This window comes from Variovorax sp. MSC1_012, from assembly GCF_023667525.1.
Lineage (GTDB): Bacteria > Pseudomonadota > Gammaproteobacteria > Burkholderiales > Burkholderiaceae_C > Variovorax > Variovorax beijingensis_B.
The window spans coordinates 2,275,831-2,301,254 of sequence record NZ_CM174443.1 but is presented as its reverse complement, the minus strand read 5'-3'; the positions used below and the strand labels follow the sequence as shown (position 1 = coordinate 2,301,254).

The window sequence follows — 25,424 nt, the reverse complement described above, 5'->3', positions numbered from 1 at the left end:
TAGACTGGACGGCTTGTTGGAACGATGGATTCGATGATGCCCCAATCCCCCGAGCCCGATGGCGCGCCGGACGCAAGCGCGCAGCGCCACGTCTTTGTCTACGGCACCCTGCGCCGCGGCGGGCGCAACGACATCGCGCGCTATCGGCCCGCGCCGGTCCACGTGGCCGATGCGAGCATTGCCGCCACGCTGTACGACCTGGGCGCCTACCCCGGCGCGGTGCTCGGCGGACAGCGGCGCGTCGTCGGCGAGATCTACCGCGTCGCACCCCAGGTGGAAGCCGAGCTCGACCGGCTCGAGGCAGTTGCCGCCGACGATTCCGGCGAATACATCCGCCGCCGCGTGATCGTGGAAGCGGGCGCGCAGCGGTTCGAGTGCCTGGTCTACGAGATCCATCCGGCGCGCATCGAAGGGCGCGCGGTGATCGACAGCGGCGACTGGATCGCGCACGCCGCCGCCAGGTGAGCCGTTCTTTCGCGCCTCGTTTTCACGCCTGAAAGATCCATTGCACATTGCGAAAAGAGCGGCTGCTGCGGCGCAATATTTTTTCTCAATATGAGAAAAATAATTTTGTATTGAGAAATGTCTCTGTAAGTTGTTGATTTTTATGGCTTTAAAATATGTCTTCTATAAGACATAAGAGTCCGCCTTGGGTTTAGAGTAACTCCCACGGCCGCAGCGCCCGATCCTTTCAATCAACCTCACGGAGTGACCATGCCCCAGACCCTCACCGAACAATTGAGCCGCGAACAGCAAATTGCCGCCCTCGAGAAAGAATGGGCCACCAATCCCCGCTGGAAGGGCATCAAGCGCGGCTACAGCGCAGCCGACGTGGTCCGCCTTCGCGGCTCCTTCCCCATCGAGCACACGCTCGCGCGCCGCGGCGCCGAGAAGCTCTGGGAACTGGTGAACAACGAGCCCTACGTCAATTGCCTCGGCGCGCTCACGGGCGGCCAGGCCATGCAGCAGGTGAAGGCCGGCGTGAAGGCCATCTACCTGTCGGGCTGGCAGGTTGCCGCGGACGCCAACACCTACTCGTCGATGTACCCCGACCAGTCGCTGTACCCGGTGGACTCGGTGCCGACCGTGGTCGAGCGCATCAACAACACCTTCCGTCGCGCGGACGAAATCCAGTGGTCCAAGAACGTGAACCCCGGCGACAAGGGCTATGTCGACTACTTCGCGCCCATCGTCGCTGATGCCGAAGCCGGCTTCGGCGGCGTGCTGAACGGCTTCGAACTGATGAAGGCCATGATCAAGGCCGGCGCCGGCGGCGTGCACTTCGAGGACCAGCTCGCCTCGGTCAAGAAGTGCGGCCACATGGGCGGCAAGGTGCTCGTGCCCACCACCGAGGCCGTGCAGAAGCTCATCGCCGCGCGCATGGCCGCCGACGTCTGCGGCACGCCGACGCTCGTGATTGCCCGCACCGACGCCGAAGCCGCCGACCTCATCACCAGCGACTACGACGAGAACGACAAGCCTTTCCTCACCGGTGAACGCACCGCCGAAGGCTTCTACAAGACGAAGAAGGGCATCGACCAGGCCATCAGCCGCGCCATCGCCTATGCCCACTACGCCGACCTGGTGTGGTGCGAAACCGGCACGCCCGACCTCGAGTTCGCCAAGCGGTTTGCCGACGCGGTCCACAAGGTGCACCCCGGCAAGATGCTGGCCTACAACTGCTCGCCGTCGTTCAACTGGAAGAAGAACCTCGACGACGCGACCATCGCCAAGTTCCAGAAGGAACTCGGCGCCATGGGCTACAAGTACCAGTTCATCACGCTGGCCGGCATCCATTCGATGTGGTTCAACATGTTCGACCTGGCGCAAGACTACGTGCAGCGCGGCATGTCGGCCTACGTCGAGAAGGTGCAGGAGCCCGAGTTCGCAGCGCGCGATCGCGGTTACACCTTCGTGTCGCACCAGCAGGAAGTCGGCACCGGCTACTTCGACGAGGTGACCACGGTCATCCAGGGCGGCAAGTCCAGCGTCACGGCGCTGACCGGCTCGACCGAAGAAGAGCAGTTCCACTGATCCGCTGATTCCGCCAGCACAAAACGATTCGCTGTCACCTTCCAGCCCGGCCGAGCGCCGGGCTTTTTTTTGGCCGGCACCCCCAAGACCTCGCGCCGATGGGCCCGGCGGTCAGCGGATAGAATTGCGGCCTCTGCACCCAACAAGAGCGAGAAAGGCACCTTGGTTATGACACCGCGAACTACTCCGCAAGGATTCAGCGGCTTTTTCTTCATCTCCGAAGGAAAGGGCCGGTAGCCCGCGCTCGCTGGTTTCTTCCAGCTCTCATCCCAAGCAAAGCGCGGCCAGTCACCGCGCTTTTTGTTTTTTCGCCCGAGGTTTTTCATGATCCAGATCACGCTTCCCGACAACTCGCGCCGCGAGTTCCCCGGCCCGGTTTCGGTGGCCGAAGTTGCCCAGTCCATCGGACCCGGGCTCGCCAAGATGACGGTGGCCGGCAAGATCGACGGCAAGCTCGTCGATGCCAGCGACGTCATCGACCATGACGCCAGGCTCCAGATCATCACGCCCAGGGACGACGAGGGTCTGGAAATCATCCGCCACTCGACGGCCCACCTGGTCGGCCACGCCGTGAAGCAGCTCTATCCGACGGCCAAGATGGTCATCGGGCCGGTGATCGAGGAGGGCTTCTACTACGACATCTCCTACGAGCGCCCCTTCACGCCCGAGGACATGGCCGCCATCGAGGCGCGCATGCGCGAGCTCATTGCGCAGGACTACGACGTGGTCAAGAAGATGACGCCGCGCGCCGAAGTCATCGAGGTCTTCAAGTCGCGCGGCGAAGACTACAAGCTGCGCCTCGTCGAGGACATGCCCGACGAGCAGGCCATGGGCCTGTACTACCACCAGGAATACGTCGACATGTGCCGCGGCCCACACGTGCCGAACACGCGCTTCCTGAAGGTCTTCAAGCTCACGAAGCTTGCCGGTGCCTACTGGCGCGGCGACGCCAAGAACGAGCAGCTGCAGCGCATCTACGGCACGGCCTGGGCCGACAAGAAGCAGCTCGACCAGTACATCCAGCGCATCGAGGAAGCCGAGAAGCGCGACCACCGCAAGCTCGGCAAGGAACTCGACCTGTTCCACATCGACGAAGTGGCGCCGGGCGTGGTGTTCTGGCACCCCAAGGGCTGGGCCCTGTGGCAGGCGGTGGAGCAGTACATGCGCGGCATCTACCGCGACACGGGCTACTGGGAAGTGAAGGGCCCGCAGATCCTCGACAAGAGCCTGTGGGAGAAAACGGGCCACTGGCAGAACTACCGCGACAACATGTTCACGACGGAGTCGGAAAAGCGCGAATACGCGCTCAAGCCGATGAACTGCCCGGGCCACGTGCTCATTTTCAAGAGCGACCTGCGCAGCTACCGCGACCTGCCGCTGCGCTACGGTGAGTTCGGCCAGTGCCACCGCAACGAACCCAGCGGCGCGCTGCACGGCATCATGCGCGTGCGCGGCTTCACGCAGGATGACGGCCACATCTTCTGCACGGAGGACCAGATCCTCGAAGAGTGCGTGGCCTACACGGCGCAGCTGCAGAAGGTCTATGCCGACTTCGGCTTCACGGACATCCTCTACAAGGTGGCCACGCGCCCCGACAACCGCGTGGGCTCCGACGAACTCTGGGACAAAGCCGAGCACGCGGTGATGGAAGCGCTGCGCCGTTCGGGCGTCGACTTCATCATCTCGCCCGGCGACGGTGCCTTCTACGGTCCCAAGATCGAATACACGTTGAAAGACGCGCTCGGCCGCCAGTGGCAGTGCGGCACGATGCAGGTCGACTTCAACACGGCCGAGCGTCTGGGCGGCGAGTACGTCACGGAAACGAGCGGCCGCGCGCACCCCGTGATGCTGCACCGCGCCATCGTCGGCAGCCTCGAGCGCTTCATCGGCATGTTGATCGAACACCATGCCGGCGCGCTGCCCGCGTGGCTCGCTCCGGTGCAGGTGGCGGTGCTCAACATCAGCGAAGGACAGGCCGATTACGCCGCTTCAGTGGCGAAAACGCTGCAGAATCAAGGGCTTAGGGTTCAGCTCGACCTGCACAACGAGAAGATTACGTATAAAATACGCAAGCATTCGTTGCAAAAGCTCCCTTACATCCTTGTCGTGGGCGACAAAGAGAAGGAAGCTGGTGCCGTCGCAGTGCGCGCCCGGGGCAATCAAGACCTCGGTGCAATGTCCCTCGAATCGTTCGTGCAACGGCTCGTCCAGGATGTTGCTGACAAGCGTTGATTTGTCCTGCAAGCACCCTCATATGTGCTTCTCGACCCGATCATGCCGCTTGTCCGCGAGGACTGACCCGGCTTCCGCTACAGATTTTGTAGCAATTTTTGAAGGATTCTGACCATCGCTACTGCATTTCGCGACCGCCGCCACCGCGAGGAACGCCAACACCGCCTGAACCGGGAAATCATGGCCCCGGAAGTCCGCCTTGTAGGCCCGGAAAACGAGCCATTGGGTGTTATGAGTCTCTCCGAGGCCTTGCGCCTTGCCGGTGAGGCTGACGTGGATCTGGTAGAGGTCGTTGCCGCGGCCAATCCGCCTGTGTGCCGTCTGATCGAGTACGGCAAGTTCAAGTACCACGAGCAGAAGAAGGCGGCCGAGGCCAAGTCGAAGCAGAAGGTCATCGAGGTCAAGGAAATCAAGTTCCGCCCCGGTACCGATGACGGCGACTACAACATCAAGATGCGCAACATCAAGCGCTTTCTTGAAGAGGGCGACAAATGCAAGATCACGCTGCGCTTCCGTGGCCGCGAGATCACGCACCAGGAGCTCGGTCTGGCGTTGCTGCAGCGAATCCGCGATGAATTGGGCGACCTGATCGTCGTGGAGCAGTTCCCCAAGCTCGAAGGCCGGCAGATGATCATGATGATCGCGCCGGGCCGCAAGAAGCCGGGTGGCGGTGGTGCCGCAAAGCCCGCTTCTTCGGAAGCATCGGCGCCCGCGGCGGCCTGAAAAGGCTGGCAGGGCAGGAGAGCAGCAGGGTTTGAAGAATTTCGCCGCTGCCGGCGCTTCGCAAGAAGGGCAGGCAGCGGCGGGATAAAGAAGTGTCTCGGGGCCAACAAGTCCGTGGAGTATCCGCGGCGCCTCACGAGCACAAACTAAAGGAGCATTCACATGCCCAAAATGAAGACCAAGAGCAGCGCGAAAAAACGTTTCCGCGTTCGTCCCGGTGGCACCGTCAAGCGCGGTCAAGCCTTCAAGCGTCACATCTTGACGAAGAAGACCACCAAGAACAAGCGTCACCTGCGTGGTGCAGTCGCAGTGCATGAGACCAACATGGTTTCTGTCGCCGCCATGCTGCCCGGCCGTGGCATTTAACTCAGACGAACAAGGAGTACACACATGCCTCGCGTCAAACGTGGTGTAACGGCTCGCGCCCGCCACAAGAAAGTTCTCGCACTCGCCAAGGGTTTCCGCGGTCGCCGCGGTAATGTCTTCCGCATCGCCAAGCAGGCGGTGATGAAGGCTGGGCAATATGCCTACCGTGACCGCCGCACCAAGAAGCGCGTTTTCCGTCAACTGTGGATCGCGCGTATCAACGCCGCCTCGCGTGAACTGGGCCTGACCTACAGCCAGTTCGCAAACGGCATCCGCAAGGCCGGGATCGAGATCGACCGCAAGATGCTTGCGGACATCGCAGTGCACGACAAGGCCGCTTTTGCCGGCATCGTGGAGCAGGTCAAGGCCAAGCTGGCTGCTTGATTCTGCACAGCAGGGGTGCCGCCTTCGGGCGGCTTCCTGCGCCCACGACACAAGGGCTGGCGCTTGAAAAGGCTCCAGCTCTTTTTTTATTTTCCCGCCTAATTTTTGTTGCTATGAACGAGTTGGACTCCCTTGTCGAAACCGCCCGCGCCGCCTTCGCCGAAGCGAAAACGCCCGCCGAGCTCGAAAACGCCAAGGCCCAGTTCCTCGGCAAGTCAGGCCGCATCACCGAGCTGATGAAGGGCATGGCCGCGCTCAGCGTCGACGAGAAGAAGTCGCGCGGCGCCGCCATCAACGTGGCCAAGCAGGCCATCGAAGCCGCGCTGACCGAACGCCGCCAGCAACTGGCCGACGAAGAGCTTTCGCTGCAGCTGCGCGCCGAAGCGCTCGACGTGAGCCTGCCCGGCCGCCGCCGCATTCCGGGCGGCCTGCACCCCGTGAGCCGCACCCTGGAGCGCATTGAGGAGATCTTCTCGAGCATGGGCTTCGACGTGGCCGACGGCCCCGAGATCGAGAGCGACTGGCACAGCTTCACCTCGCTCAACAACCCGCCGAACCATCCGGCGCGTTCGATGCAGGACACCTTCTACGTCGACCTCAACGGCGACGACGGCATTCCCTACAACCTGCGTCCGCACACCAGCCCGATGCAGGTGCGCTATGCGCATCAGCACATCAAGAAGTACGCGGCCGAGTTTGCAGCCGCGGCCGCCGACGCCACCGGCACCGTCAAGGCGCCCGAGATCCGCGTGATTGCGCCGGGCCGCACCTACCGCGTCGACAGCGACGCCACGCACTCGCCCATGTTCCACCAGTGCGAAGGCCTGTGGCTCGGCGAGAACGTGAGCTTCAAGGACCTGAAGGTCGTGTTCACCGACTTCTGCCGTACCTTCTTCGAGAGCGACGACCTCGTGCTGCGTTTCCGTCCGAGCTTCTTCCCGTTCACCGAGCCCAGCGCCGAGATCGACATCCAGTTTGCGAGCGGCCCGCTGGCCGGCCGCTGGCTCGAAGTGGCGGGCTCGGGCCAGGTGCATCCGAACGTGGTGCGCAACATGGGGCTCGATCCCGAGCGCTACATCGGCTTTGCCTTTGGCATGGGCCCCGACCGGCTCACCATGCTGCGCTACGGTGTGAACGACCTGCGGCTGTTCTTCGACGGCGACTTGCGCTTTCTCTCGCAGTTCCAGTAAGCACCCGTCCATAGAAATAAATACGAATACGAGATCGAAGAGATGCAATTCCCGGAATCCTGGCTGCGCGAGTTCTGCAATCCGCCCCTTGGCAGCGCCGAGCTGGCCGAAACGCTCACCATGGGCGGCTTCGAGGTCGAAGAGCGCCGCCCCGTGGCGCCGCCCTTCAGCCGCATCGTGGTTGGCGAAATCAAGGAAGCCGTGCAGCATCCCAACGCCGACCGCCTGCGTGTGTGCCAGGTCGACGCGGGGCAGGGCGCCTTGCTCAACATCGTGTGCGGCGCACCCAATGCGCGCGTCGGCATCAAGGTGCCCTGCGCGCTGGTCGGCGCAGAGCTGCCGCCCGGTGAAGACGGCAAGCCCTTTCTCATCAAGCTCGGCAAGCTGCGCGGTGTCGAAAGCCAGGGCATGCTGTGCTCGGCGCGCGAGCTGAAGCTCAGCGAAGACCACGGCGGCCTGCTCGAACTCGACGCCGACGCACCCATTGGCGCGGACGTGCGCGACGTCCTCAAGCTCGACGATGCGCTGCTCACGCTCAAGCTCACGCCCAACCTCGCGCACGGCCTGAGCGTGTACGGCGTGGCGCGCGAGCTCGCGGCGCTGACCGGTGCCCCGCTCAGGACGCCCGCCATCGCGCCGGTGGCCGCATCGTTTGCCGACGTGCTGCCGGTCAAGGTGGAAGCGCCCGAGCTCTGCGGCCGTTTCTCGGGCCGCATCGTGCGCGGCGTGAACACCAAGGTGGCCACGCCCGCATGGATGGTCGAGCGTTTGGCGCGCTGCGGTCAGCGCAGCGTCACGCCGCTGGTCGACATCTCGAACTACGTCATGTTCGAGTACGGCCAGCCCAGCCACATCTTCGACCTCGACAAGATCCACGGCGGCCTCACGGTGCGCTGGGGCAAGGCGGGCGAGCAGCTCAAGCTGCTGAACGGCAACACCATCGGCGTGGACGACAAGGTCGGCGTGATTGCCGACGACCAGGCCGTCGAATCGCTCGCCGGCATCATGGGCGGCGATGCCACCTCGGTGTCCGACGACACGCGCAACATCTACGTGGAGGCCGCGTTCTGGTGGCCCGAGGCCGTCCAGGGCCGCTCGCGCCGCTTCAACTTCTCGACCGATGCGGGGCACCGCTACGAGCGCGGCGTCGATCCGAGCCGCACGGTGGAAATCATCGAGCGCATCACGCAGCTCATCGTCGAGATCTGCGGCGGCCAAGCCGGCGCCATGGACGACAAGATCCTGAACGTGCCCGAGGCCATGCCCGTCACGCTGCGCGTGGCGCGCGCCGCGCGCGTCATCGGCATGCCGCTCACGCAGGCGCAATGCGCCGACGCGCTGCGCCGCCTTGGCTTTGCCCTGCGCGAAGGCGAGGGCACGTTGACCGTGACGCCGCCGCCGCATCGCTTCGATCTGCTGATCGAGGAAGACCTCATTGAAGAGGTCGCGCGCCTGGTCGGCTTCAACAACCTGCCGACCAACGCGCCGCTCGCGCCCATCACCGCGCGTGTGCGGCCCGAGGCCCGACGCAGCCGCTTCGCGGTGCGCCGCAGCCTGGCGGCGCTCGGCTACCAGGAAACCATCAACTTCAGCTTCGTCGAGGCGCACTGGGAGCAGGATCTGGCCGGCAATGCCAATCCGGTGAAGCTCCTCAACCCCATTGCCAGCCAGATGAGCGTGATGCGTTCGTCCTTGCTCGGCTCGCTGCTGCAGGTGCTCAAGTTCAACCTCGACCGCAAGGCGCCGCGCGTTCGCGTATTCGAAGTGGGCCGCGTGTTCATGCGCGACGACAGCGTGGCCACCACCGACAGCACCGTGCGCGGCGTCGACCAGCCCATGCGCGTGGCCGGCCTTGCCTGGGGCGACGCGGAAGAAGCGCGCTGGGACGGCAAGCCGCAGCGCGTCGATTTCTACGATGCCAAGGGCGACGTCGAAGCGCTGCTCGCACCGCGGGTGCCCAGCTTCGAGCCGGCCGAGCATCCGGCCCTGCACCCCGGCCGCTCGGCGCGCGTGCTGGTCGACGGCAAGGCCATCGGCTTCATCGGCGAGTTGCATCCGCGCTGGCGCCAGAAGTGGGACTTCGCGCTGGCGCCGGTGCTGTTCGAGCTCGACCTCGATGCCGTCGCCGCGCGGCCCGTGCCCGTGGCGCAGCCGGTGCCCAAGCACCAGGCCGTGGAGCGCGATATTGCGGTGGTGGTGGCCGAAGCCGTCACGCACAATGCGTTGATGCAGGCCATTCAATCGGCGGCAGCGGCGCAAGGGCTGCTGCGCGACGCCACGCTGTTCGACATCTATCGTCCGCAACCTGCGCGCGACGGCGCGGTGCCGGCATCCGGCGGCCTGGCGCAAGGAGAAAAGAGCATGGCGGTCCGCCTGAGCTTCCAGGACGACAGCGCCACGCTGACCGACGAGCAGGTGGAACCGGCCGTGCGCGCCATCGTCGAACAACTGAGCGCCAAACTCGGCGCACGCCTGAGAGGTTGATGAGAATGAACGCTGCGGAATTCACGCTCGAAGCCCTCGAAACGCCTGCACTCACCAAGGCGCATCTGGCAGACCTGCTGTTCGAGCAGATCGGCCTCAACAAGCGCGAATCCAAGGACATGGTCGAGGCGTTTTTCGACCTCATCGCCAACAGCCTGATCGAGGGTACCGACGTCAAGATCTCGGGCTTCGGCAACTTCCAGATCCGCGTGAAGGCGCCGCGGCCGGGCCGCAACCCGCGCACCGGCGAGGCCATTCCCATTGGCGAGCGCCGCGTCGCCACCTTCCACGCGAGCGCCAAGCTCAAGGAACAAATCCACGGAAGCATCGAGCAGAGCGGCACTTCCGAGGTCGAGTGGAGCCTGGGCGCCGAATAAGTGCTTGGCGCCCTGCGCGTGCGTAGAGTAATCTCTAAGGTTTCCCGCGCACGGTCTTGATTTCAATGGAGAAAACGCTCCCGCCCATTCCCGTCAAACGCTACTTCACCATTGGTGAGGTTGGCGAGCTCTGTGGCGTCAAGCCGCACGTGCTGCGCTATTGGGAGCAGGAGTTCACTCAACTGCGGCCCATGAAGCGGCGCGGCAACCGGCGCTACTACCAGCACCATGAGGTGCTCATGATCCGCCGCATCCGTGACCTGCTCTACGACCAGGGCTTCACCATCAGCGGCGCGCGCAACAAACTGCAAGAACTCGTGCAGGGCGAACGCGACCGGCGTAAGGCCGGCGCGGTGCCGCTCGAGGGCATGGAAGCCGTCGAGATCGACCAGGAAGAGTTCGACGCGGCTCTGCACCAGGAAGAAGGCGCTCCCAACGCTGAGCCCAGGACAGCGGCTCGCACGGTCGATCCGTCGCAGTTGCTGCATCTGCGGCGCGAGCTTTTTGAAATTCGTGAGCTGCTGACCATCGGACGGTGATTTCAGCCGGCTATAATTGAGAGCTTCGGTGTGTGGCGCAGCCTGGTAGCGCACTTGCATGGGGTGCAAGGGGTCGAAGGTTCGAATCCTTTCACACCGACCAACGACAGTAAAAAAAGCCGGTTAGCAAACGCTAGCCGGCTTTTTTCTTTATGCGGTTTGGGGAGCACTCATGACCTGCCCCCTGCTGCCGTGCCATTCATACCGAGGAAGTCCGGGGTTGCAAGATCAATTGATCTCGGTGCAGGGACCGGCGGGCTCCAGTAAACGACTGCGCGACGTAGCTACCGTTTGACCCTTTTGGCAAGGGTGCTCAGGGTCTTGGTAAACCGCGCGGCATCGTCTTTCGATGCCATGCCGAGTTGCTCGGCGGTACCGTCGGGAAACTTGAAGTCGATGGTATGCCGGCTGTCGGCCGCGCCCTGTCGCATAGGGGCCGCCGCGGAAGGGGGCATGAGAGCGTGCGGCAGTTCGCGAGACCTGATTGCGAATCCTTCTCCTTGGAAGCCGAAGGTTTCGAACGCCTGATCGGCGCCTTCCTGTTCAGAAACGATACGTGGCGTTGACCGTGGCCGTGCGCTCCGCGCTGCGATAGCACATGCCCTCGAGGTAGCCGCAGTCGTACAACGCCTGCTTGTTCAGGAGGTTGTTGATGTTGAGCGAAACGCGCCAGGGGCCACGGTCGAAGCCCATGGCCAGGTCCAGCAGCGTGAAGCGCGGGTTCGTGAGGTTCGCGTTGCCGTTGTCGGTGTTGGAGCGCATCTTGCCGAGATGGCGCACACCCAGCGCGACGAACGAAGGGGTCGACTCGCCGACCATGAAGGCGTATTTCGCCCATACCGATGCGCTGTGGCGCGGTGCGCCTTGCTGCGGCAGCCCGACGTCGCCGTTGTTGCTGCGCGTGATCTTCGTCTGCAGGTAGGTGTACTGGGCGATCACGCTCAGGCTACGGGTCAGTTCCGCACGCGCCTCGATCTCCAGGCCGCGCGAAGACACCTCGCCGGTCTGGAGCAGCTTGCCGGGGTTGCCCGGCGCGGAGGTGGTCACGTTCTGGCGCACGAGGTCGAACACCGAGGCCGTGTAGCTGCTCTTCTGATCGTTCGGCTGGTAGCGCACACCCGCCTCGACCTGCCGTCCCTTCGACGGCACGAGCGGCTGGCCTCCGACCGAGGTGCCGAGCTCCGGCGAGAACGACGTCGCGTAGCTGAGGTACGGCGCCCAGCCGCTGTCGAAGAGGTACGTTGCGCCCAGGCGGCCGGTGGTCGCGCTGGCCGACTGGTCGTGGCCGGTGCTGTGCTCGCCGGTGGCGAGGTAGCTCGTCGTGCTCGACTGGTGCACCTTGTCGTGGCGCAGGCCCGCCGTGACCACCCAGCGGTCCCACTTGAGCTGGTCCTGCAGGTACAGGCCCAGTTGTCGCGCGGGCAGCCGCTCGACACTCGGGTCCGACGAAGGCACCAGGGCCTGCCGGCCGTACACCGGGTTGAAGAGATCGATCGGCTCCACGAAGCCGGCCTCGTGCGGGTAGCGGTCGGCGTTGCGGATTCGTGCGTAGTCCAGCCCGACCAGCACGTTGTGCGCGAGCGGGCCGGTGCGAAAGCGCGCCGCCAGCTGCGTGTCCATGAACAGGCTCTTCGAATCGGCCTGCACGGGCCAGAAGTAGCGGTCCACCGTGCGGCCCTCGCTCAGGCCCACGGGGAACATGTCGGTGCGGTCGTTGGAGAGGTTGGTGTAGCGCAGGTTCTGCCGGAACGACCAGGTGTCGTTGAACCGGTGCTCGAACTCGTAGCCCAGCATCTTGTTGGTGCGGCGAAAGCGGTTGTCGTCGCCGCTGACGTTCACGCGCGGATCGACCTGTCCCATCCAGCCCGGCACCTGCAGCTGGTTCGGAAAGGCGTACTGCTGGTTGTCCTTCTGGTAGCGCGCGAGCAGCGTGAGCTTGGTGTCGGCATTGGGCTGCCAGGTCAGCGCCGGTGCGATGTACAGGCGGTTGTCGTGGTCGTGGTCCAGCCGTGTGTTCGCCTCGCGCCCCAGCATCGTAAGGCGATAGAGCCAGGTGCCTTCCGCGTTCAGCGCACCGCCGACGTCGGCCTTGAGCTGCCGGCGGTTGTAGCTGCCGTACTCGACCCCGACCTCGCGCACCATGTCCACGCTCGGCCGCTTGCTGACGGCGTTGACCAGGCCCCCCGGCGGGATCTGCCCGTACAGCACCGACGCCGGCCCGCGCAGCACTTCCAGCCGCTCCAGGCCGTAGGGTTCGATGGTGGCGCCGAAGGTGCGGCCCGAGTTGCGCAGGCCATCCTGCAGGATGCCCGTGGTCTCGATCGTGAAGCCGCGCAGCAGCGAGGCGTCGTCGCTGCCCAGCGAGCGCTGGTTGGGCGTGACGCCGGCGGTGTAGCGCAGCACCTCGTCGAGCGAGTCGGCCTTTCGGTCCTGGATTTCGTCGCCGGTGATCACCGACACCGACTGCGGGTTCTCGATCAACGGCGTGTCGGTCTTGGTGGCGGTGGCGCTGCGGCGTGCCACATAGCCGGTGACCGGTCCGCGCGCGGTCTCTTGCAGAGAGTCGGCGGCCACCACCACTTCGGCGAGCGACGCTGCGCCTGTCGGCGATTCGGCCGCCTTGCGCAAGGTGACGGCCCGCCCTTCCGGAACGGCCACCAGCCCGCTGCCCGCCAGCAACCGCTCGAGGGCTTGGCGCGGTGTCAGGCGCCCGGCGACGGCCGGCGCCGTCTTGCCTGCGACCAGCGATTGGGGCGTGGCGATCTGCGTGCCGGTCTGGCGCGCCCATGCATTGAGCGCGTCGCCGAGCGGCTGCGCGGGAATGCGCAGTTCAAACGCTTCGGTCGAGGTCAGGCCGCCCACGGTGCCCTGGGCCCAGGCAGGCGTGGCGGAGAACGCAAGCGAAAGAGCCAGAGCGAGCGTCGCCGGTGGCGGAAGAAGGCGGTTCATAGAGGTCCAGAAACAGAGAAATGAAAGGTCCTGTCCGTGTAGACGCGCCGGTCTCACGGATGCCGGATGCACTTCCCGGTTTTTTTTGAATCGGCTGCCGCAGCAGCCGCGGCATCGGCGCGCTCAGCGTGCGGGTCTGACTTCGAACCCTCGGCTGCCCGCCACCAGTTGCACCGGCAAGGCGCTGGCCAGCAGGCGGCGCGTCGCGGCGGCATCGCGCGGATCGAAGGTGCCCGTCAGCCGCAGGTCCGCCACGGACGGATCGACTGCCACGATGCCCAGGTCCGCATGGCGTGCCATTTCGGCCAGCGCGCCCGCGAGCGGCGTGTTGCTGAAGCTCAGTTGCGCGCCCTTCCGGGGCGCCACGCTGTCGGCGGCGATCGTGCCGAGCGTCGGCACCGCTCCCATCACCACGCGCTGCCCGGCCACCAGGTCGAACGACGGCGCGGCGGCGGCATCCGCGATGCGCTCCACGCGGACCTTGCCATGCGCCACCACCACTTCCGTCGCCTCGCGCCCCGGCACCGCGGGCGTGCTGCGCACGGAAAACCGGGTGCCGACCACCGTCACGCGCACGCCGCCCGCCTCGACGCGGAACGGCCGCGCGGCATCGGGCTGCACCGTGAACAGGGCCTGCCCTTCGGCCATGCGCACCTCGCGATGTCCCCGGAAGAACACGACCTTCAACGAGGTCGCGGCCTCCAGGTGCAGCGTGGAGCCGTCGGGCAGACGGACCTCCGACTGCCGCCCGCGCGCCGTCTCGAACGCCTGTTCGTAGACCGGGTGCGCCTGCCACCGCGCCCAGCCGAACCAGCCACCGCCCACGGCCATTGCCGCGACGCCTGCCATGGCAAAGCCCGACATCAGCGCGCGACGGCGCGGGGCTGGCTGTGCGCGACGGGCGGGCGCAGCGTCCCTCATCCGGTCGGCGGCGACCATGGCGCGCAAGCGGTCCGCGGCGTCCTGCGGCATCCGGTCGATCAACGCCCAGTCGGCCTCCCAGCGCGCATAGGCGTCGCGATTGCCGCGGTCGGCGTCCAGCCAGTGCTGGAAGGTGCGCTCATCGGCGTCGGTCCATGGCGCCGCATGCCGGCGCATGAACCAGTCGAGCAGCACCTGGCGCTGCGGCGATGCATCGTGCGGATCGGCGGCAGGTGTCATGGTTCGTGGTTCTCTCTTCTTCTTGTAGACGCGCGAGCACGGCCGATGCCGGATGCGGAGGTGCCGGGCGCGCTCTGGGCGTCGAGCGCCTGCAGATGGCGCAGGCAAGCCGCCATGGCAATCTGCAAGTGCGTTTCCACCGTCTTGACGCTCACCCCCATTCTCGCGGCCACCTCGGCACGGCTCAGTCCGTCCAGCTTGTAGAGCACGAAGGCTTCGCGGGGCCGGGGCGCCAGCTGCGCCACGGCGCGCTCGACTGCGGCCAGCCGCTGGCGGCCGGCAAGCAAGGCGTCGGGCTCCAGCGATTCGGGGCCCGGCGCGTCCGGGCCGCTGCCGGTGTTGTCGTCGCCGTCGTTCGGCGGCAGGTCGGCATGGACCTGCGCGCGCACCGCGGAGCGGCGGTGGTGGTCCGTGACGAGGTGGCGCGCCGTCGTGTACAGCAGCGCGCGCGGTTCGAGCACCTCTGCGCTCTTCGAGGCATAGACCCGGGCGTAGCTTTCCTGCGCGAGGTCGGCGGCCAGGTCCCGGTCACCGACCTTGCGTGCAAGGAAGTTCAGCAACTCGCGGTAATAACGTTCGAACAAAAGTGCACCATACCCAGAGAACAGTCGTCACCGGGCCATCTGCATCCGAGGGCTTCGCGAATACACCGCTGAAGCCTGGGCCTGGCGGCGGGTCCACCAGACCAAGAGCCCCGCGATGCACAGGACCGCCGTCAGCAGGCCCAGGAGACAGATCAGCGCTCGCCCCCACCACCCGAGCACTCGTCCCGTATGGAGCGGGTATTGCCAGATCAGGAAGCGGTCACCGGCCGTGCCGCTGTCATAGCCGCTCGTGCCCTTGCGTTCGCCCGTCTGGTCGTCGATGAACATCTGCTCATAACGTACGCGCAATGCCTTCTCGCGCATGCCGTCTTCCTTGAAGGCGATGCGGTAGACCCCGAGCTGGGCGTTGTGGCCCGCGTACCAGGGCACGAATGAGCGGGCTGCGGGCGGCAGATAGGCCCGGGCATGCTCGATGGCTTCTTCTGTGGCAAACGCCGGCGGCCTGGTCGTGGCCAGATGCGGCAGCGCCTGCAGGGGCTGCGGGGTGACGGCTGAAAACAGGCGCACGATGGGACGGAACACCTCGTTGCCCAAGCTGAAGTACACGCCGGAAACCGCCAGCATCAGCGCCATCGGCAGCGTCCACAGTGCCACGGCGCGATGCAGGTCGAAGTTGGTTCGCTTCCACGAGGCGCCGCGCTTGATCTGCCAGGCCGGCTTCCAGCGCTGCCAGAACGTGGCCGCCCCTGCCTTGCGGGCCGATCGGCGTGGCAGCGTGAGACAGGTTCCCACAATCGAGGAGAGGAGCCAGGCGAGTGCGACGCCACCCGTCAACCACATTCCCCACTTCCCCGGCAGATGGAACTTGCGATGCAGCACATTCAGAAAAGGCATCAGGTGGACGCGGTCCCACTTCGGTGCGCCCCACTGGCGCCGGCCGAGCACCGTGCCGGTGGCGGGGTCGACGAAGAGGCGGTCGAAGTCCAGCTTCCAGGGCGTGCCGGTCACCGGGTTCACGCGCGGCGTCACGCGCAACTCGCGCGACTCGCCGGGCTTGGTGTCCAGCGGCAACAGACTGACCTCGAGCCGCGGGTCGTTGTTCTCGACGATTGAAATCAGCCTGTTCGGGGAGAGGCTCGGGCGACCATGGCCAGTGCGCATCAGTGCGGGATTGAGCCAGGCGTCGATCTCGTGTTCGAACGCCAGCATGCTGCCCGTCAGTGCGATGACGAGCAGCAGGGCCATGGCAAGCAGGCCGCAGTACCGATGGACCCCCAACCAGAACTTCCGCGTCATGATCATCCGTGGTCCGCCCGAAAGCCTCGGCCTTCGCCGCCTAGAACTTCGCGCGCAGCGTCAGCTGCACTTCGCGCCCCGGTCCCGGCAGGATCAGGTTGTCCACGCTGCCATGGGCTGAGACGTAGTACTTGCGGTTCGCGACGTTCTTCAGGTTCAGTGCGATTTCGTAGCGCTCGGTCTTGTAGCTGGCCGCGAGGTCCGCGGTCAGGTAGGAGGGCAGCGTCACAAGGTTGCTCAGCGTGGCATAGCGCGCGCCGACGTAGTTCAGGCCGCCGCCGGCACTGAAGCCGTGGCCGAGGTCCTTCATGGCCCAGATGAAGGCCGAGTGGCGCGGCGTGAGCGCGGCCGTCTTGCCCTGCACGGGAATCGCGGCGCCGACCGGCAGCTGCAGCGAGTTCATGGTGGCGAGCGATTTCGTCATCTTGGCATCGAGATACGCATAGCCCGCGCTCACGTCCCAGCGGCCCGGCAGGCGGCCGTTGAGCGCGAGTTCCAGGCCGTTGGTGCGCTGCGTGCCCACGTTGATCTGGCGGCGTGGGTTGTTCGGGTCGGTGTTCTTGATGCCTGAGCGTTCCAGGTTGAACAGCGCGGTCGTGAAGTTCAGCTTGCCGTCCAGGAAGTCGAACTTGGCGCCGATCTCCTTGTTGACCGTGATCTCGGGCGCGCTGTCGAGGTTGCTGGTGGATAGGGCAAAGTTCTCGCCCGAGGGCTGGAACGAACGGCTGTACGACACGTAGTAGGACTGCACGGCGTCGGGCTGCCACACCAGGCCGGCGCGCGGGCTGAACTTGCGGTCGGTGCGGTCCAGCGGCGTGAGCTTGCGCTCGAAGCTGGTGTCCTGCTTGAACACGTCGTAGCGCCCGCCGATCAGCGCCTTCCATTGCGGCGCCAGCGTGATCTGGTCCTGGAAGTACAGCGCCGCGGTGTTGAATTCGCTGTTGCTCGGAATCGCGCTGTCTGCGAGATAGCTGGCGACAGGGATCGGCAGCGGGTCCGCCACTGGGTTGAAAAGACTCACCCGCTGGGCCCCGGTGGCCGAGGACACGCTGTACAGGCGCTTGCGCTGTACGCCGAACTCGGCGCCGATCAGCCACTCCTGCTTGAAGCCACCGAGCTCGTTGCGCCAGGTCAGGTCGGTCTGATTGAACCAGCCGCTCTCGTCGCGATCGACGAAGCCGCGCGTGCGGCCGACGGTCATGCGCACCGGGTCGGTGGTGCCGCTGGGCAGGGTGTTGTTGCGGTCGAGGTGATAGCTCGAGTAGCGCATGGTGTTGCGCAGGCTCAGCGCGTCGCTGAAGCGATGGTTCAGCGTCGCGGTGAAGGTCTGGACCTTGCTGGTCACGGTGTCGTCGCGCTGGCCGTGTGCGGAGCCGTAGTAGGCGCCGATGGGCACGTCGACCGGGCGGCCGTTGAGCGCCGGAATGCCGAAGTCCGTCAGGCGCTGGTCACGCAGGTTCGTGTACTGCAGCAGCAGGTCGGTCTGCGGGCTGAACTTGAGCGCCAGCGATGGCGCGATGTTGTAGCGGTCGGTGAGCTGCTGGTCGCGGTAGCTGTCGGACTTCTCGCGCGCCACGTTGAGGCGGAAGGCCATGTTCTCGCCGATGGGCGTGTTCAGGTCGGCCGTGGCGCGCTTGTAGCCGTGGCTGCCCAGCCCGACCGAGACCTCGCCGAAGCGTTCGCCGAACACCGGCTTCTTGGTCACGCGGTTGATCAGTCCGCCTGAGGAGCCGCGGCCGTAGAGCACGGCCGCCGGCCCCTTGAGCACCTCGATGCGCTCGGTATCGGACAGGTCGCGGAAGTACAGCGCATCATCGCGCACGCCGTCGACGAACCAGTCGGAAATCGCGCTGAAGCCGCGGATCACGACCTGGTCGCGCTGGCCGTCACCGTGGTTGAAGCTCACGCCTGGCGCGTTGCGCAGCGCGTCCTGCATGGAGGTTGCGCCCTGGTCGCGCAGCAGTTGCTCGGACAGCACATTGATGGCCTGCGGCACGTCGCGCAGCGGCGCGCTGCCCTTGGTGGCGGTGCTGGCGGCGGCCGGAGCGTAGCCCTTGTCCTCCTCGGCGTTGACGGTCACTTCCTTCAGGGTCGAGGGTGGGCTGCCGGCGGGTGCGTTCTGCGCCAGAACGGCGCCGGAGAACGATGCCAGGGCGGCTCCGGCCAAAAGGGAAAGGGGCCACAGCGGGCGCGAGGTATTGGAGGAAGACGTCATGTTGTCCAGTTTTTCTAGTCGGGCGGTGCCGCGGCAGCACGGCCGTACACGCCATGGCGACTGGTCCCTGCGGACGAAGTGCCAATGCCGTGCCTTGCCTTGAAAAATCTGGGTGAGGCGGGGCCGCGAGACGGAAATGAACTCCGTCGGCGACGCCCAGTGACGGCCGCTGAATGCGGCGGGCTGGATTGTAAAGAGGCCGTAAAGCAATGAGTACGAAAGAATCACACTCGTTGCAACAAGACAACAGCGGCGCGGCGCGCCGGAGCGCTTCATCCCGGCGGCATGCTTCGAGAGGCGGAGGGTTCAGATGCTCCCCATGGTCATTGCGCTGGCAGCGACGGTCGTGCTGCTCGTCTGGATGGCTCTGTAGGCCGCACAGCAGTGGCGCTACGCAAATCCCGACGTGAGCCTGCGCTCGATCGCATCCGCGATCTCAATGCGACCCGATTGCCGCCGTCCTGTTGGGCTCGACCTGCCAGCCACCACCCAGGGCCTTGAATGCACCGACCGCCGCACGCGCCGATTCCGTTTGCGCTTGCGCTCTCGCGTCGGCTACGCGCAGCAGGCTCTCGTCCGCCTGCAGCACTTCGATCAGGCTGACCACACCTCGCTCATAGGCCGCGAACGATGCCCCTCGCGCACGGCCGAGCGATGCCTCTCCCTGCGCGAGCAGGGCGGCCTGTTCCTCGCGCTTGACCAGGGCGGAAAAGGCGTTCTCCACATCTTCGGTGGCACGCAGCGCAGCGAGCCGGTAGGCCGCGAGCAGCTCCGCGTCCTGCCCCTTGGCAAGTTCGATCTGCGCATCGATGCGCCCGAAGTCGAACAGCCGCCAGCGCAGGCCGAGCAGGGCCGCGGCCTGGCTCGCGCCCCCGGTGAACAGATTGCCGCTGGCCACCGACGTGGCGCTGCCGAGCGTTCCCCCCAGCGACAGCTTCGGGTAGTACTCGGCCACGGCCACGCCGATGCGGGCGTTCGATGCCGCAAGGCGTCGCTCGGCGGCGATCAGGTCGGGCCGGCGCCGCAGCAGCTCGGCGGGCGATCCGGCGGCGCCGATGCCTGGTGCAACGGGAATGGCTGCTGCCGTGGCCAGTTCGGCGCGGTGCGCGCCCGGCGCCGTGCCCAGCATCACGTCGAGCGCATTCATGGCCGCGGCCTCGCCTGCCTCGAGCGCAGGCACCGACGCGCGGACCTGCGCCAGCGCACCTTCGGCCTGGCGCAACTGCAGCTCTGCGGCCAGCCCCTTGCCGTAGCGCAGATCGATCTTCGACACCAGTTCCTGCTGCGTTGCGGCTTGCCGGCGTGCAATGTCCAGGCGGGCTTGCAGGCCGCGCAGGGTGATGTAAATGTCGGCGGTCTGCGCGGCCACTGCCAGACGTGTGGCGGCCGCGCCGGCCTCCGATGCCTGGTAGTCGGCCAGCGCGGCCTCGCGTCCCCGGCGCAGGCCGCCGAAGATGTCCAGCTCCCAGCTGGCGCCGAGGTTCGCTTCATAGGCGTTGCCGTAGCGGTCGAAACCCGGCTGCGCGTTCAGCACCTGGCCCAGCGGCGTTTCCACCGACTGGTAGGCCCTGGCGGCCTGCGCGCCGAGATTGCCCGAAGGCAGCAGCGCCGCATTCGCCGCTCCGAGCCCGGCCCGGGCCTGCGCCACGCGGGCGGAGGCCTGCGCAAGGTCGAGGTTCTGCTTCAGCGCCTGTTCGACATAGCGGGCCAGCTGCGCATCGCCGAAGCCGCTCCACCATGCCGCCAGCTCGGCGTTGGCGGTGGCCGATCGCTGGCCGAGCGCGGCCTCGCCGATGAAGCGGTCGGGCAGGGCTGGGACAGGCCGGACATAGTCGGGCCCCACGGCACAGCCTGCGAGGAGGCTGAACAGCAGGGGCAGGGCAAGCGTACGTGGGGACATGGGAGTACTCCGGGCGGCGGACGGAAAACCAAAAGGAAGTGAGTGACTATAATTCAATTTGGTCACTTGTTGTCGTTTGTTTGTCCAGGCGCTAAGCTCCCGGCATGAACAATGCAACTTCTTCTCCGCCTGCCGCGCGGGGGGCGGCCGACCACGACGTGCGCGCGCAGATCGTCGTCGCGGCCACCGAGCACTTCAGCCAGTACGGCTACGAGAAGACCACGGTTTCCGACCTTGCCAAGGCCATCGGCTTCTCCAAGGCCTACATCTACAAGTTCTTCGAGTCCAAGCAGGCAATCGGCGAAATGATCTGCTCGAACTGCCTGCGCGAGATCCAGGCGGACATCCGCGCGGCGGTCGACGGGGTCGAAAGCCCGCCCGAGAAACTGCGCCGCATGTTCAAGGCCATTGTCGATTCGGGCCTTCGGCTGTCCTTCCAGGACCGCAAGCTCTACGAGATCGCGATCTCGGCGGCCAAAGAGCGCTGGCCGTCGGCCATTGCCCATGAAGAGTGCATTCGGCAGATGCTGCTCGAGCTGCTGCGGCAGGGGCGCGAGTCCGGCGACTTCGAGCGCAAGACGCCAATCGACGAGACGGCAGCGGCCATCTACCTGGTCATGCACCCCTACGTCAACCCCGTGATCCTGCAACTCAGCTCACATTACACGGACCAGGCGCCGGCCCAGTTGTCGGGCCTGGTGCTGCGCAGCTTGTCGCCTTGAAATATTAATTTATATGTGACTATTGACTAAATTGGTCACTGTTATCAAAATCGGGGCCCTGATCGATTCGCCAATGGGCCCCTCATGCACACGCGCCGCCTCCTTACATCCGCCTTCGTCTGCGCCTTGCCGTTCGCGCTGGCCGCCTGCGACGACAAGACCCCGCCCGATCCGCGCACCCAGACGCCGCTGGTGCGCGCCGCCACGGTCCAGGCCGCCGCGCCCGCATCGCGTTCATTCACCGGCACCGTAGCCGCGCGGGTTCAAAGCGACCTGGGCTTTCGCGTCTCCGGAAAGGTGCTGGAGCGCCCGGTCGACGCAGGCCAGACGGTCAAGCGTGGGCAACTGCTCATGCGCATCGACCCGGTCGACCTGAGGCTGGCGGCGCGTGCGCAGCAGGAGGCCGTCAGCGCTGCGCGGGCGCGCGCGAAGCAGGCCGGCGACGAAGAAGCGCGCTTTCGCGATCTGCGCGGCACCGGCGCCATTTCGGTCTCGGCATACGACCAGGCCAAGGCCGCGGCGGATGCCGCGCGGGCCCAACTCGGTGCAGCCGAAGCGCAATCCGAGGTCGCGCGCAATTCGAATCGCTATTCGGAACTCGTTGCCGATGCGGACGGCACGGTGCTCGAGACGCTGGCCGAGCCTGGCCAGGTCGTCAGCGCCGGTCAACCGGTGGTCCGCCTGGCGCAGGCCGGGCGCAGGGAGGCCGTGGTGCAGTTGCCCGAAACGCTGCGCCCGGCCATCGGCTCCGGCGGGCAGGCTACGCTGTTCGGCAAGGAAGGCGCTGCCGTGCCCGTCAAGCTCAGGCAGCTCTCCGATGCAGCCGACAAGCTCACGCGCACCTTCGAGGCGCGCTACGTGCTCGATGGCGCGCTCGCCAACGCACCGCTGGGCGCGACGGTGACGGTTGATATCGCGGACGGCAAGTCCGTACCGGCAGGGGGCGTCCAGGTGCCGATCGCCGCGCTGTTCGACACGGGCAAGGCGACAGGCGTCTGGGTCATCGGTGGCGATCCATCAACCGTGCGCTGGCAGCCGGTGGCGGTCGAGCGCCTGGATGGCGAACGTGCGCTGGTGGCCGGGCAGCTCAAGCAGGGCGACCAGGTGGTCGCGCTCGGCGCGCACCTGCTGCGCGAAGGCGAGAAGGTGCGTGTCGCGGCCCCGGCCGCGACCACCGTGGCGGGCGGAGCCCGCCCATGAGCGAAGGCCGCTTCAATCTCTCGGCGCTGGCCGTACGCGAGCGATCCATCACGCTGTTCCTGATCTGCCTGATTTCGCTGGCAGGGCTGGTCGCGTTCTTCAAGCTCGGCCGCGCGGAAGATCCGGCCTTCACGATCAAGGTGATGACCATCATCACGGCCTGGCCCGGCGCCACGGCGCAGGAGATGCAGGACCAGGTCGCCGAGAAGCTCGAGAAGCGCCTGCAGGAGCTGCGCTACTACGACCGCGCAGAGACCTACACGCGGCCTGGCCTGGCCTTCACCACGCTGACGTTGCAGGACAGCACGCCGCCCTCCAAGGTCCAGGAAGAGTTCTACCAGGCGCGCAAGAAGGTCGGCGACGAAGCGGGCAACCTGCCGTCTGGCGTGATCGGGCCGATGATCAACGACGAGTACGCGGACGTCACCTTCGCCCTGTTCGCACTCAAGGCCAAGGGAGAACCGCAGCGCGTGCTGGTGCGCGACGCCGAGACGCTGCGCCAGCGGCTGCTGCATGTGCCGGGCGTGAAGAAGGTCAACATCGCGGGCGAGCAGTCGGAGCGCATCTACGTCGAGTTCGCGCACGACCGGCTGGCGACCTTGGGCATCGGGCCGCAGGACGTGTTCGCCGCGCTCAACAGCCAGAACGCGCTGAGCCCGGCTGGTTCGGTGGAAACCAGCGGCCCGCAGGTGTTCATTCGGCTGGACGGCGCCTTCGACACGCTGCAGAAGATCCGCGACACGCCCGTGGTCGCGCAGGGCCGCACCCTGAAGCTGTCGGACGTGGCCACGGTCAGGCGCGGCTACGAAGACCCGGCCACCTTCATGATCCGCAACGGCGGCGAGCCTGCCTTGCTGATCGGCGTGGTCATGCGCGAAGGCTGGAACGGGCTCGATTTGGGCAAGGCGCTGGACGTGGAAGCCCGCGCCATCAACGCCGAGCTGCCGCTGGGCCTTGGCCTCACCAAGGTCACGGACCAGTCGGTGAACATCAGCGCGTCGGTCGATGAGTTCATGGTCAAGTTCTTTGCGGCCCTGCTGGTCGTCATGCTGGTGAGCTTCCTGAGCATGGGCTGGCGCGCGGGCCTCGTGGTGGCCGCCGCGGTGCCGCTGACGCTGGCCGTGGTCTTCGTGGTGATGGCCGCTACAGCCAAGAACTTCGACCGCATCACGCTCGGCTCGCTGATCCTCGCGCTCGGCCTGCTGGTGGACGACGCCATCATCGCCATCGAGATGATGGTGGTGAAGATCGAGGAGGGCTACAGCCATGTGGCCGCGTCCGCCTACGCCTGGAGCCACACGGCGGCGCCGATGCTCTCGGGCACGCTGGTCACCGCGGTCGGCTTCATGCCCAACGGCTTCGCGCCGTCGACCGCGGGCGAGTACACGAGCAACATGTTCTGGATCGTCGGCATCGCGCTGATCGCATCGTGGGTGGTCGCCGTGGTGTTCACACCGTACCTGGGCGTCAAGCTGCTGCCCAACTTCAAGAGGATCGAAGGCGGCCATGCCGCGATCTACGGCACGCCGCGCTACAACCGGCTGCGCGGCGTGCTGGCGCGCGTCATCGCGCGCAAGTGGCTGGTGGCGGGCGCGGTCGTCGGCCTCTTCGTGGTGTCGATCCTCGGCATGGGCGTGGTCAAGAAGCAGTTCTTTCCGATCTCCGACCGCCCCGAAGTCCTGGTCGAGGTGCAGATGCCCTACGGCAGCTCCATCACGCAGACCAGCGATGCCACGGCCAAGGTCGAGACCTGGCTCTCCACGCAGCCGGAGGCCCAGATCGTCACCTCGTACATCGGGCAGGGCGCGCCGCGTTTCTACTTCGCGATGGGGCCCGAACTGCCCGACCCGTCGTTCGCCAAGATCGTGGTGCGCACGGCCAGCCAGGAGGAGCGCGAGGCGCTGAAGCACCGCTTGCGCCAGGCCATTGCCGACGGCCTCGCGTCCGAGGCGCGGGTGCGCGTGACGCAACTCGTGTTCGGCCCGTACTCGCCGTTCCCCGTGGCCTACCGTGTCTCCGGGCCCGATGCGAACGAGCTGCGCAGGATCGCGGCCGAGGTGCGGCAGGTGATGGATGCCAGCCCGATGATGCGCACCGTCAACACCGACTGGGGCACCCGCACGCCCACGCTGCACTTCACCCTGAAGCAGGACCGCCTGCAGGCCGTGGGGCTGAGCTCCAGCGCCGTGGCGCAGCAACTGCAGTTCCTCCTGAGCGGCGCGCCGGTGACCACCGTGCGCGAGGACATCCGCACCGTGCAGGTGGTGGCCCGTTCGGCCGGCAGCACCCGGCTCGATCCCGCGAAGCTTGCGGACTTCACGCTCGCCGGTGCCGGCGGCCAGCGCATTCCGCTGTCGCAGGTCGGCGAGGTCGAGGTGCGCATGGAAGAACCCGTGATGCGGCGGCGCGACCGCATGCCCACGATCACGGTGCAGGGCGACATCGCCGACGGGCTGCAGCCGCCCGACGTATCGGCCGCGATCACCGCGCAGTTGCAGCCCCTGGTGCAGAAGCTGCCGGCCGGCTACCGCATCGTCCAGGCCGGCTCCATCGAGGAATCGGAGAAGGCGACCGCGGCGATGCTGCCGCTCTTTCCCATCATGCTGGCGATCACGCTGCTCATCATCATCTTCCAGGTGCGCTCGATCTCCGCGATGGTCATGGTGTTCCTCACGAGCCCGCTCGGGCTGATCGGCGTCGTGCCGACCCTGCTGCTGTTCCAGCAGCCCTTCGGCATCAATGCGCTCGTCGGGCTCATCGCGCTGTCGGGCATCCTGATGCGCAACACGCTGATCCTGCTCGGGCAGATCCATCACAACCAGCAGGAGGGGCTCGATCCGTTCCATGCGGTCGTCGAGGCGACCGTGCAGCGTGCGCGGCCCGTGATCCTGACGGCGCTGGCGGCGATCCTCGCGTTCATTCCGCTGACGCATTCGGTGTTCTGGGGCGCATTGGCTTACACGCTGATCGGCGGCACCTTCGCGGGGACGATCCTCACGCTGGTGTTCCTGCCGGCGATGTATTCGATCTGGTTCAGGATCAAACCCGGCAACGCCGCCCAGCCCGCGCACTGACGCGCCTCATCACCATTCATCAAGAGATCGAAG

20 protein-coding genes and 1 tRNA gene are annotated in these 25,424 nt (G+C 66.2%); 14 read left to right on the top strand and 7 right to left on the bottom strand.

What is annotated here, in order from left to right; all coding sequences use genetic code 11:
- Positions 1 to 33 precede the first annotated feature (33 nt).
- Together L1081_RS10845 and aceA are read left to right on the top strand one after the other, a co-directional pair.
- Positions 34 to 465 carry a gamma-glutamylcyclotransferase gene (locus tag L1081_RS10845; protein ID WP_489416419.1) on the top strand — a complete coding sequence of 144 codons (432 nt, stop codon included), beginning with the start codon at positions 34 to 36 and terminating at the stop codon, positions 463 to 465.
- A 249-nt stretch (positions 466 to 714) separates the two neighbouring features.
- Positions 715 to 2,034: an isocitrate lyase gene (gene aceA, locus L1081_RS10840; RefSeq protein WP_012747006.1), complete on the top strand. Its 1,320-nt coding sequence runs from the start codon at positions 715 to 717 to the stop codon at positions 2,032 to 2,034.
- Here the strand turns inward: aceA and L1081_RS10835 are convergent.
- Complete coding sequence (locus L1081_RS10835; protein ID WP_489416418.1) at positions 1,944 to 2,360, bottom strand: hypothetical protein; 417 nt, start codon at positions 2,358 to 2,360, stop codon at positions 1,944 to 1,946. The two genes, aceA and L1081_RS10835, sit on opposite strands and share 91 nt — an antisense overlap.
- Between L1081_RS10835 and thrS the strand changes: the two genes are divergently transcribed.
- The 9 genes from thrS to L1081_RS10790 all read left to right on the top strand — a co-directional run bounded on the left by thrS (position 2,359) and on the right by L1081_RS10790 (position 10,432).
- Entirely contained in the window at positions 2,359 to 4,266 is a 1,908-nt protein-coding gene (gene thrS / locus L1081_RS10830) for a threonine--tRNA ligase (protein ID WP_047784837.1), read from the top strand. The genes L1081_RS10835 and thrS overlap by 2 nt on opposite strands.
- A gap of 180 nt (positions 4,267 to 4,446) precedes the next feature.
- On the top strand, positions 4,447 to 4,989 hold the full coding sequence (infC, locus tag L1081_RS10825; protein WP_489416417.1) for a translation initiation factor IF-3: 543 nt from the start codon (positions 4,447 to 4,449) through the stop codon (positions 4,987 to 4,989).
- 162 nt (positions 4,990 to 5,151) lie between these two features.
- The gene (gene rpmI / locus L1081_RS10820; RefSeq protein WP_007832497.1) at positions 5,152 to 5,355 is read left to right on the top strand and encodes a 50S ribosomal protein L35; all 204 of its coding nucleotides are present in this window, start codon (positions 5,152 to 5,154) and stop codon (positions 5,353 to 5,355) included.
- 24 nt (positions 5,356 to 5,379) lie between these two features.
- Complete coding sequence (rplT, locus tag L1081_RS10815) at positions 5,380 to 5,739, top strand: 50S ribosomal protein L20 (protein WP_012747009.1); 360 nt, start codon at positions 5,380 to 5,382, stop codon at positions 5,737 to 5,739.
- Between the two features lie 113 nt (positions 5,740 to 5,852).
- Positions 5,853 to 6,929, top strand: a complete 1,077-nt coding sequence (pheS, locus tag L1081_RS10810; protein ID WP_489416416.1) for a phenylalanine--tRNA ligase subunit alpha — start codon at positions 5,853 to 5,855, stop codon at positions 6,927 to 6,929.
- Positions 6,930 to 6,971: 42 nt separating this feature from the next.
- Positions 6,972 to 9,413, top strand: coding sequence for a phenylalanine--tRNA ligase subunit beta (gene pheT / locus L1081_RS10805; RefSeq protein WP_489416415.1), 2,442 nt, complete (start codon positions 6,972 to 6,974; stop codon positions 9,411 to 9,413).
- A 5-nt stretch (positions 9,414 to 9,418) separates the two neighbouring features.
- The gene (locus L1081_RS10800) at positions 9,419 to 9,790 is read left to right on the top strand and encodes an integration host factor subunit alpha (protein WP_012747012.1); all 372 of its coding nucleotides are present in this window, start codon (positions 9,419 to 9,421) and stop codon (positions 9,788 to 9,790) included.
- Positions 9,791 to 9,855: 65 nt separating this feature from the next.
- Complete coding sequence (locus L1081_RS10795; RefSeq protein WP_489416414.1) at positions 9,856 to 10,329, top strand: MerR family transcriptional regulator; 474 nt, start codon at positions 9,856 to 9,858, stop codon at positions 10,327 to 10,329.
- 26 nt (positions 10,330 to 10,355) lie between these two features.
- Positions 10,356 to 10,432, top strand: a tRNA-Pro gene (locus tag L1081_RS10790).
- 440 nt (positions 10,433 to 10,872) lie between these two features.
- Here the strand turns inward: L1081_RS10790 and L1081_RS10785 are convergent.
- The 6 genes from L1081_RS10785 to L1081_RS10760 all read right to left on the bottom strand — a co-directional run bounded on the left by L1081_RS10785 (position 10,873) and on the right by L1081_RS10760 (position 20,395).
- Entirely contained in the window at positions 10,873 to 13,278 is a 2,406-nt protein-coding gene (locus L1081_RS10785; protein ID WP_489416413.1) for a TonB-dependent siderophore receptor, read from the bottom strand.
- A gap of 123 nt (positions 13,279 to 13,401) precedes the next feature.
- Entirely contained in the window at positions 13,402 to 14,439 is a 1,038-nt protein-coding gene (locus L1081_RS10780; protein ID WP_489416412.1) for a FecR domain-containing protein, read from the bottom strand.
- On the bottom strand, positions 14,436 to 15,023 hold the full coding sequence (locus L1081_RS10775; protein ID WP_489416411.1) for a sigma-70 family RNA polymerase sigma factor: 588 nt from the start codon (positions 15,021 to 15,023) through the stop codon (positions 14,436 to 14,438). The genes L1081_RS10780 and L1081_RS10775 overlap by 4 nt, the downstream gene beginning before the upstream one ends.
- Before the next feature lie 27 nt (positions 15,024 to 15,050).
- Positions 15,051 to 16,229 carry a PepSY domain-containing protein gene (locus tag L1081_RS10770; protein WP_489416410.1) on the bottom strand — a complete coding sequence of 393 codons (1,179 nt, stop codon included), beginning with the start codon at positions 16,227 to 16,229 and terminating at the stop codon, positions 15,051 to 15,053.
- A gap of 91 nt (positions 16,230 to 16,320) precedes the next feature.
- Positions 16,321 to 18,495, bottom strand: a complete 2,175-nt coding sequence (locus L1081_RS10765) for a TonB-dependent siderophore receptor (protein ID WP_489416409.1) — start codon at positions 18,493 to 18,495, stop codon at positions 16,321 to 16,323.
- A 436-nt stretch (positions 18,496 to 18,931) separates the two neighbouring features.
- Positions 18,932 to 20,395: an efflux transporter outer membrane subunit gene (locus tag L1081_RS10760; protein ID WP_489416408.1), complete on the bottom strand. Its 1,464-nt coding sequence runs from the start codon at positions 20,393 to 20,395 to the stop codon at positions 18,932 to 18,934.
- Between the two features lie 104 nt (positions 20,396 to 20,499).
- On the opposite strand from L1081_RS10760, the gene L1081_RS10755 reads away from it, so the two are divergent.
- From L1081_RS10755 to L1081_RS10745, 3 genes are all read left to right on the top strand, one after another.
- Complete coding sequence (locus L1081_RS10755; protein ID WP_489416407.1) at positions 20,500 to 21,117, top strand: TetR family transcriptional regulator; 618 nt, start codon at positions 20,500 to 20,502, stop codon at positions 21,115 to 21,117.
- An 84-nt stretch (positions 21,118 to 21,201) separates the two neighbouring features.
- Complete coding sequence (locus L1081_RS10750; protein WP_489416406.1) at positions 21,202 to 22,317, top strand: efflux RND transporter periplasmic adaptor subunit; 1,116 nt, start codon at positions 21,202 to 21,204, stop codon at positions 22,315 to 22,317.
- The gene (locus L1081_RS10745) at positions 22,314 to 25,391 is read left to right on the top strand and encodes an efflux RND transporter permease subunit (RefSeq protein ID WP_489416405.1); all 3,078 of its coding nucleotides are present in this window, start codon (positions 22,314 to 22,316) and stop codon (positions 25,389 to 25,391) included. Before L1081_RS10750 ends, L1081_RS10745 begins: the two co-directional genes overlap by 4 nt.
- Positions 25,392 to 25,424 lie beyond the last annotated feature (33 nt).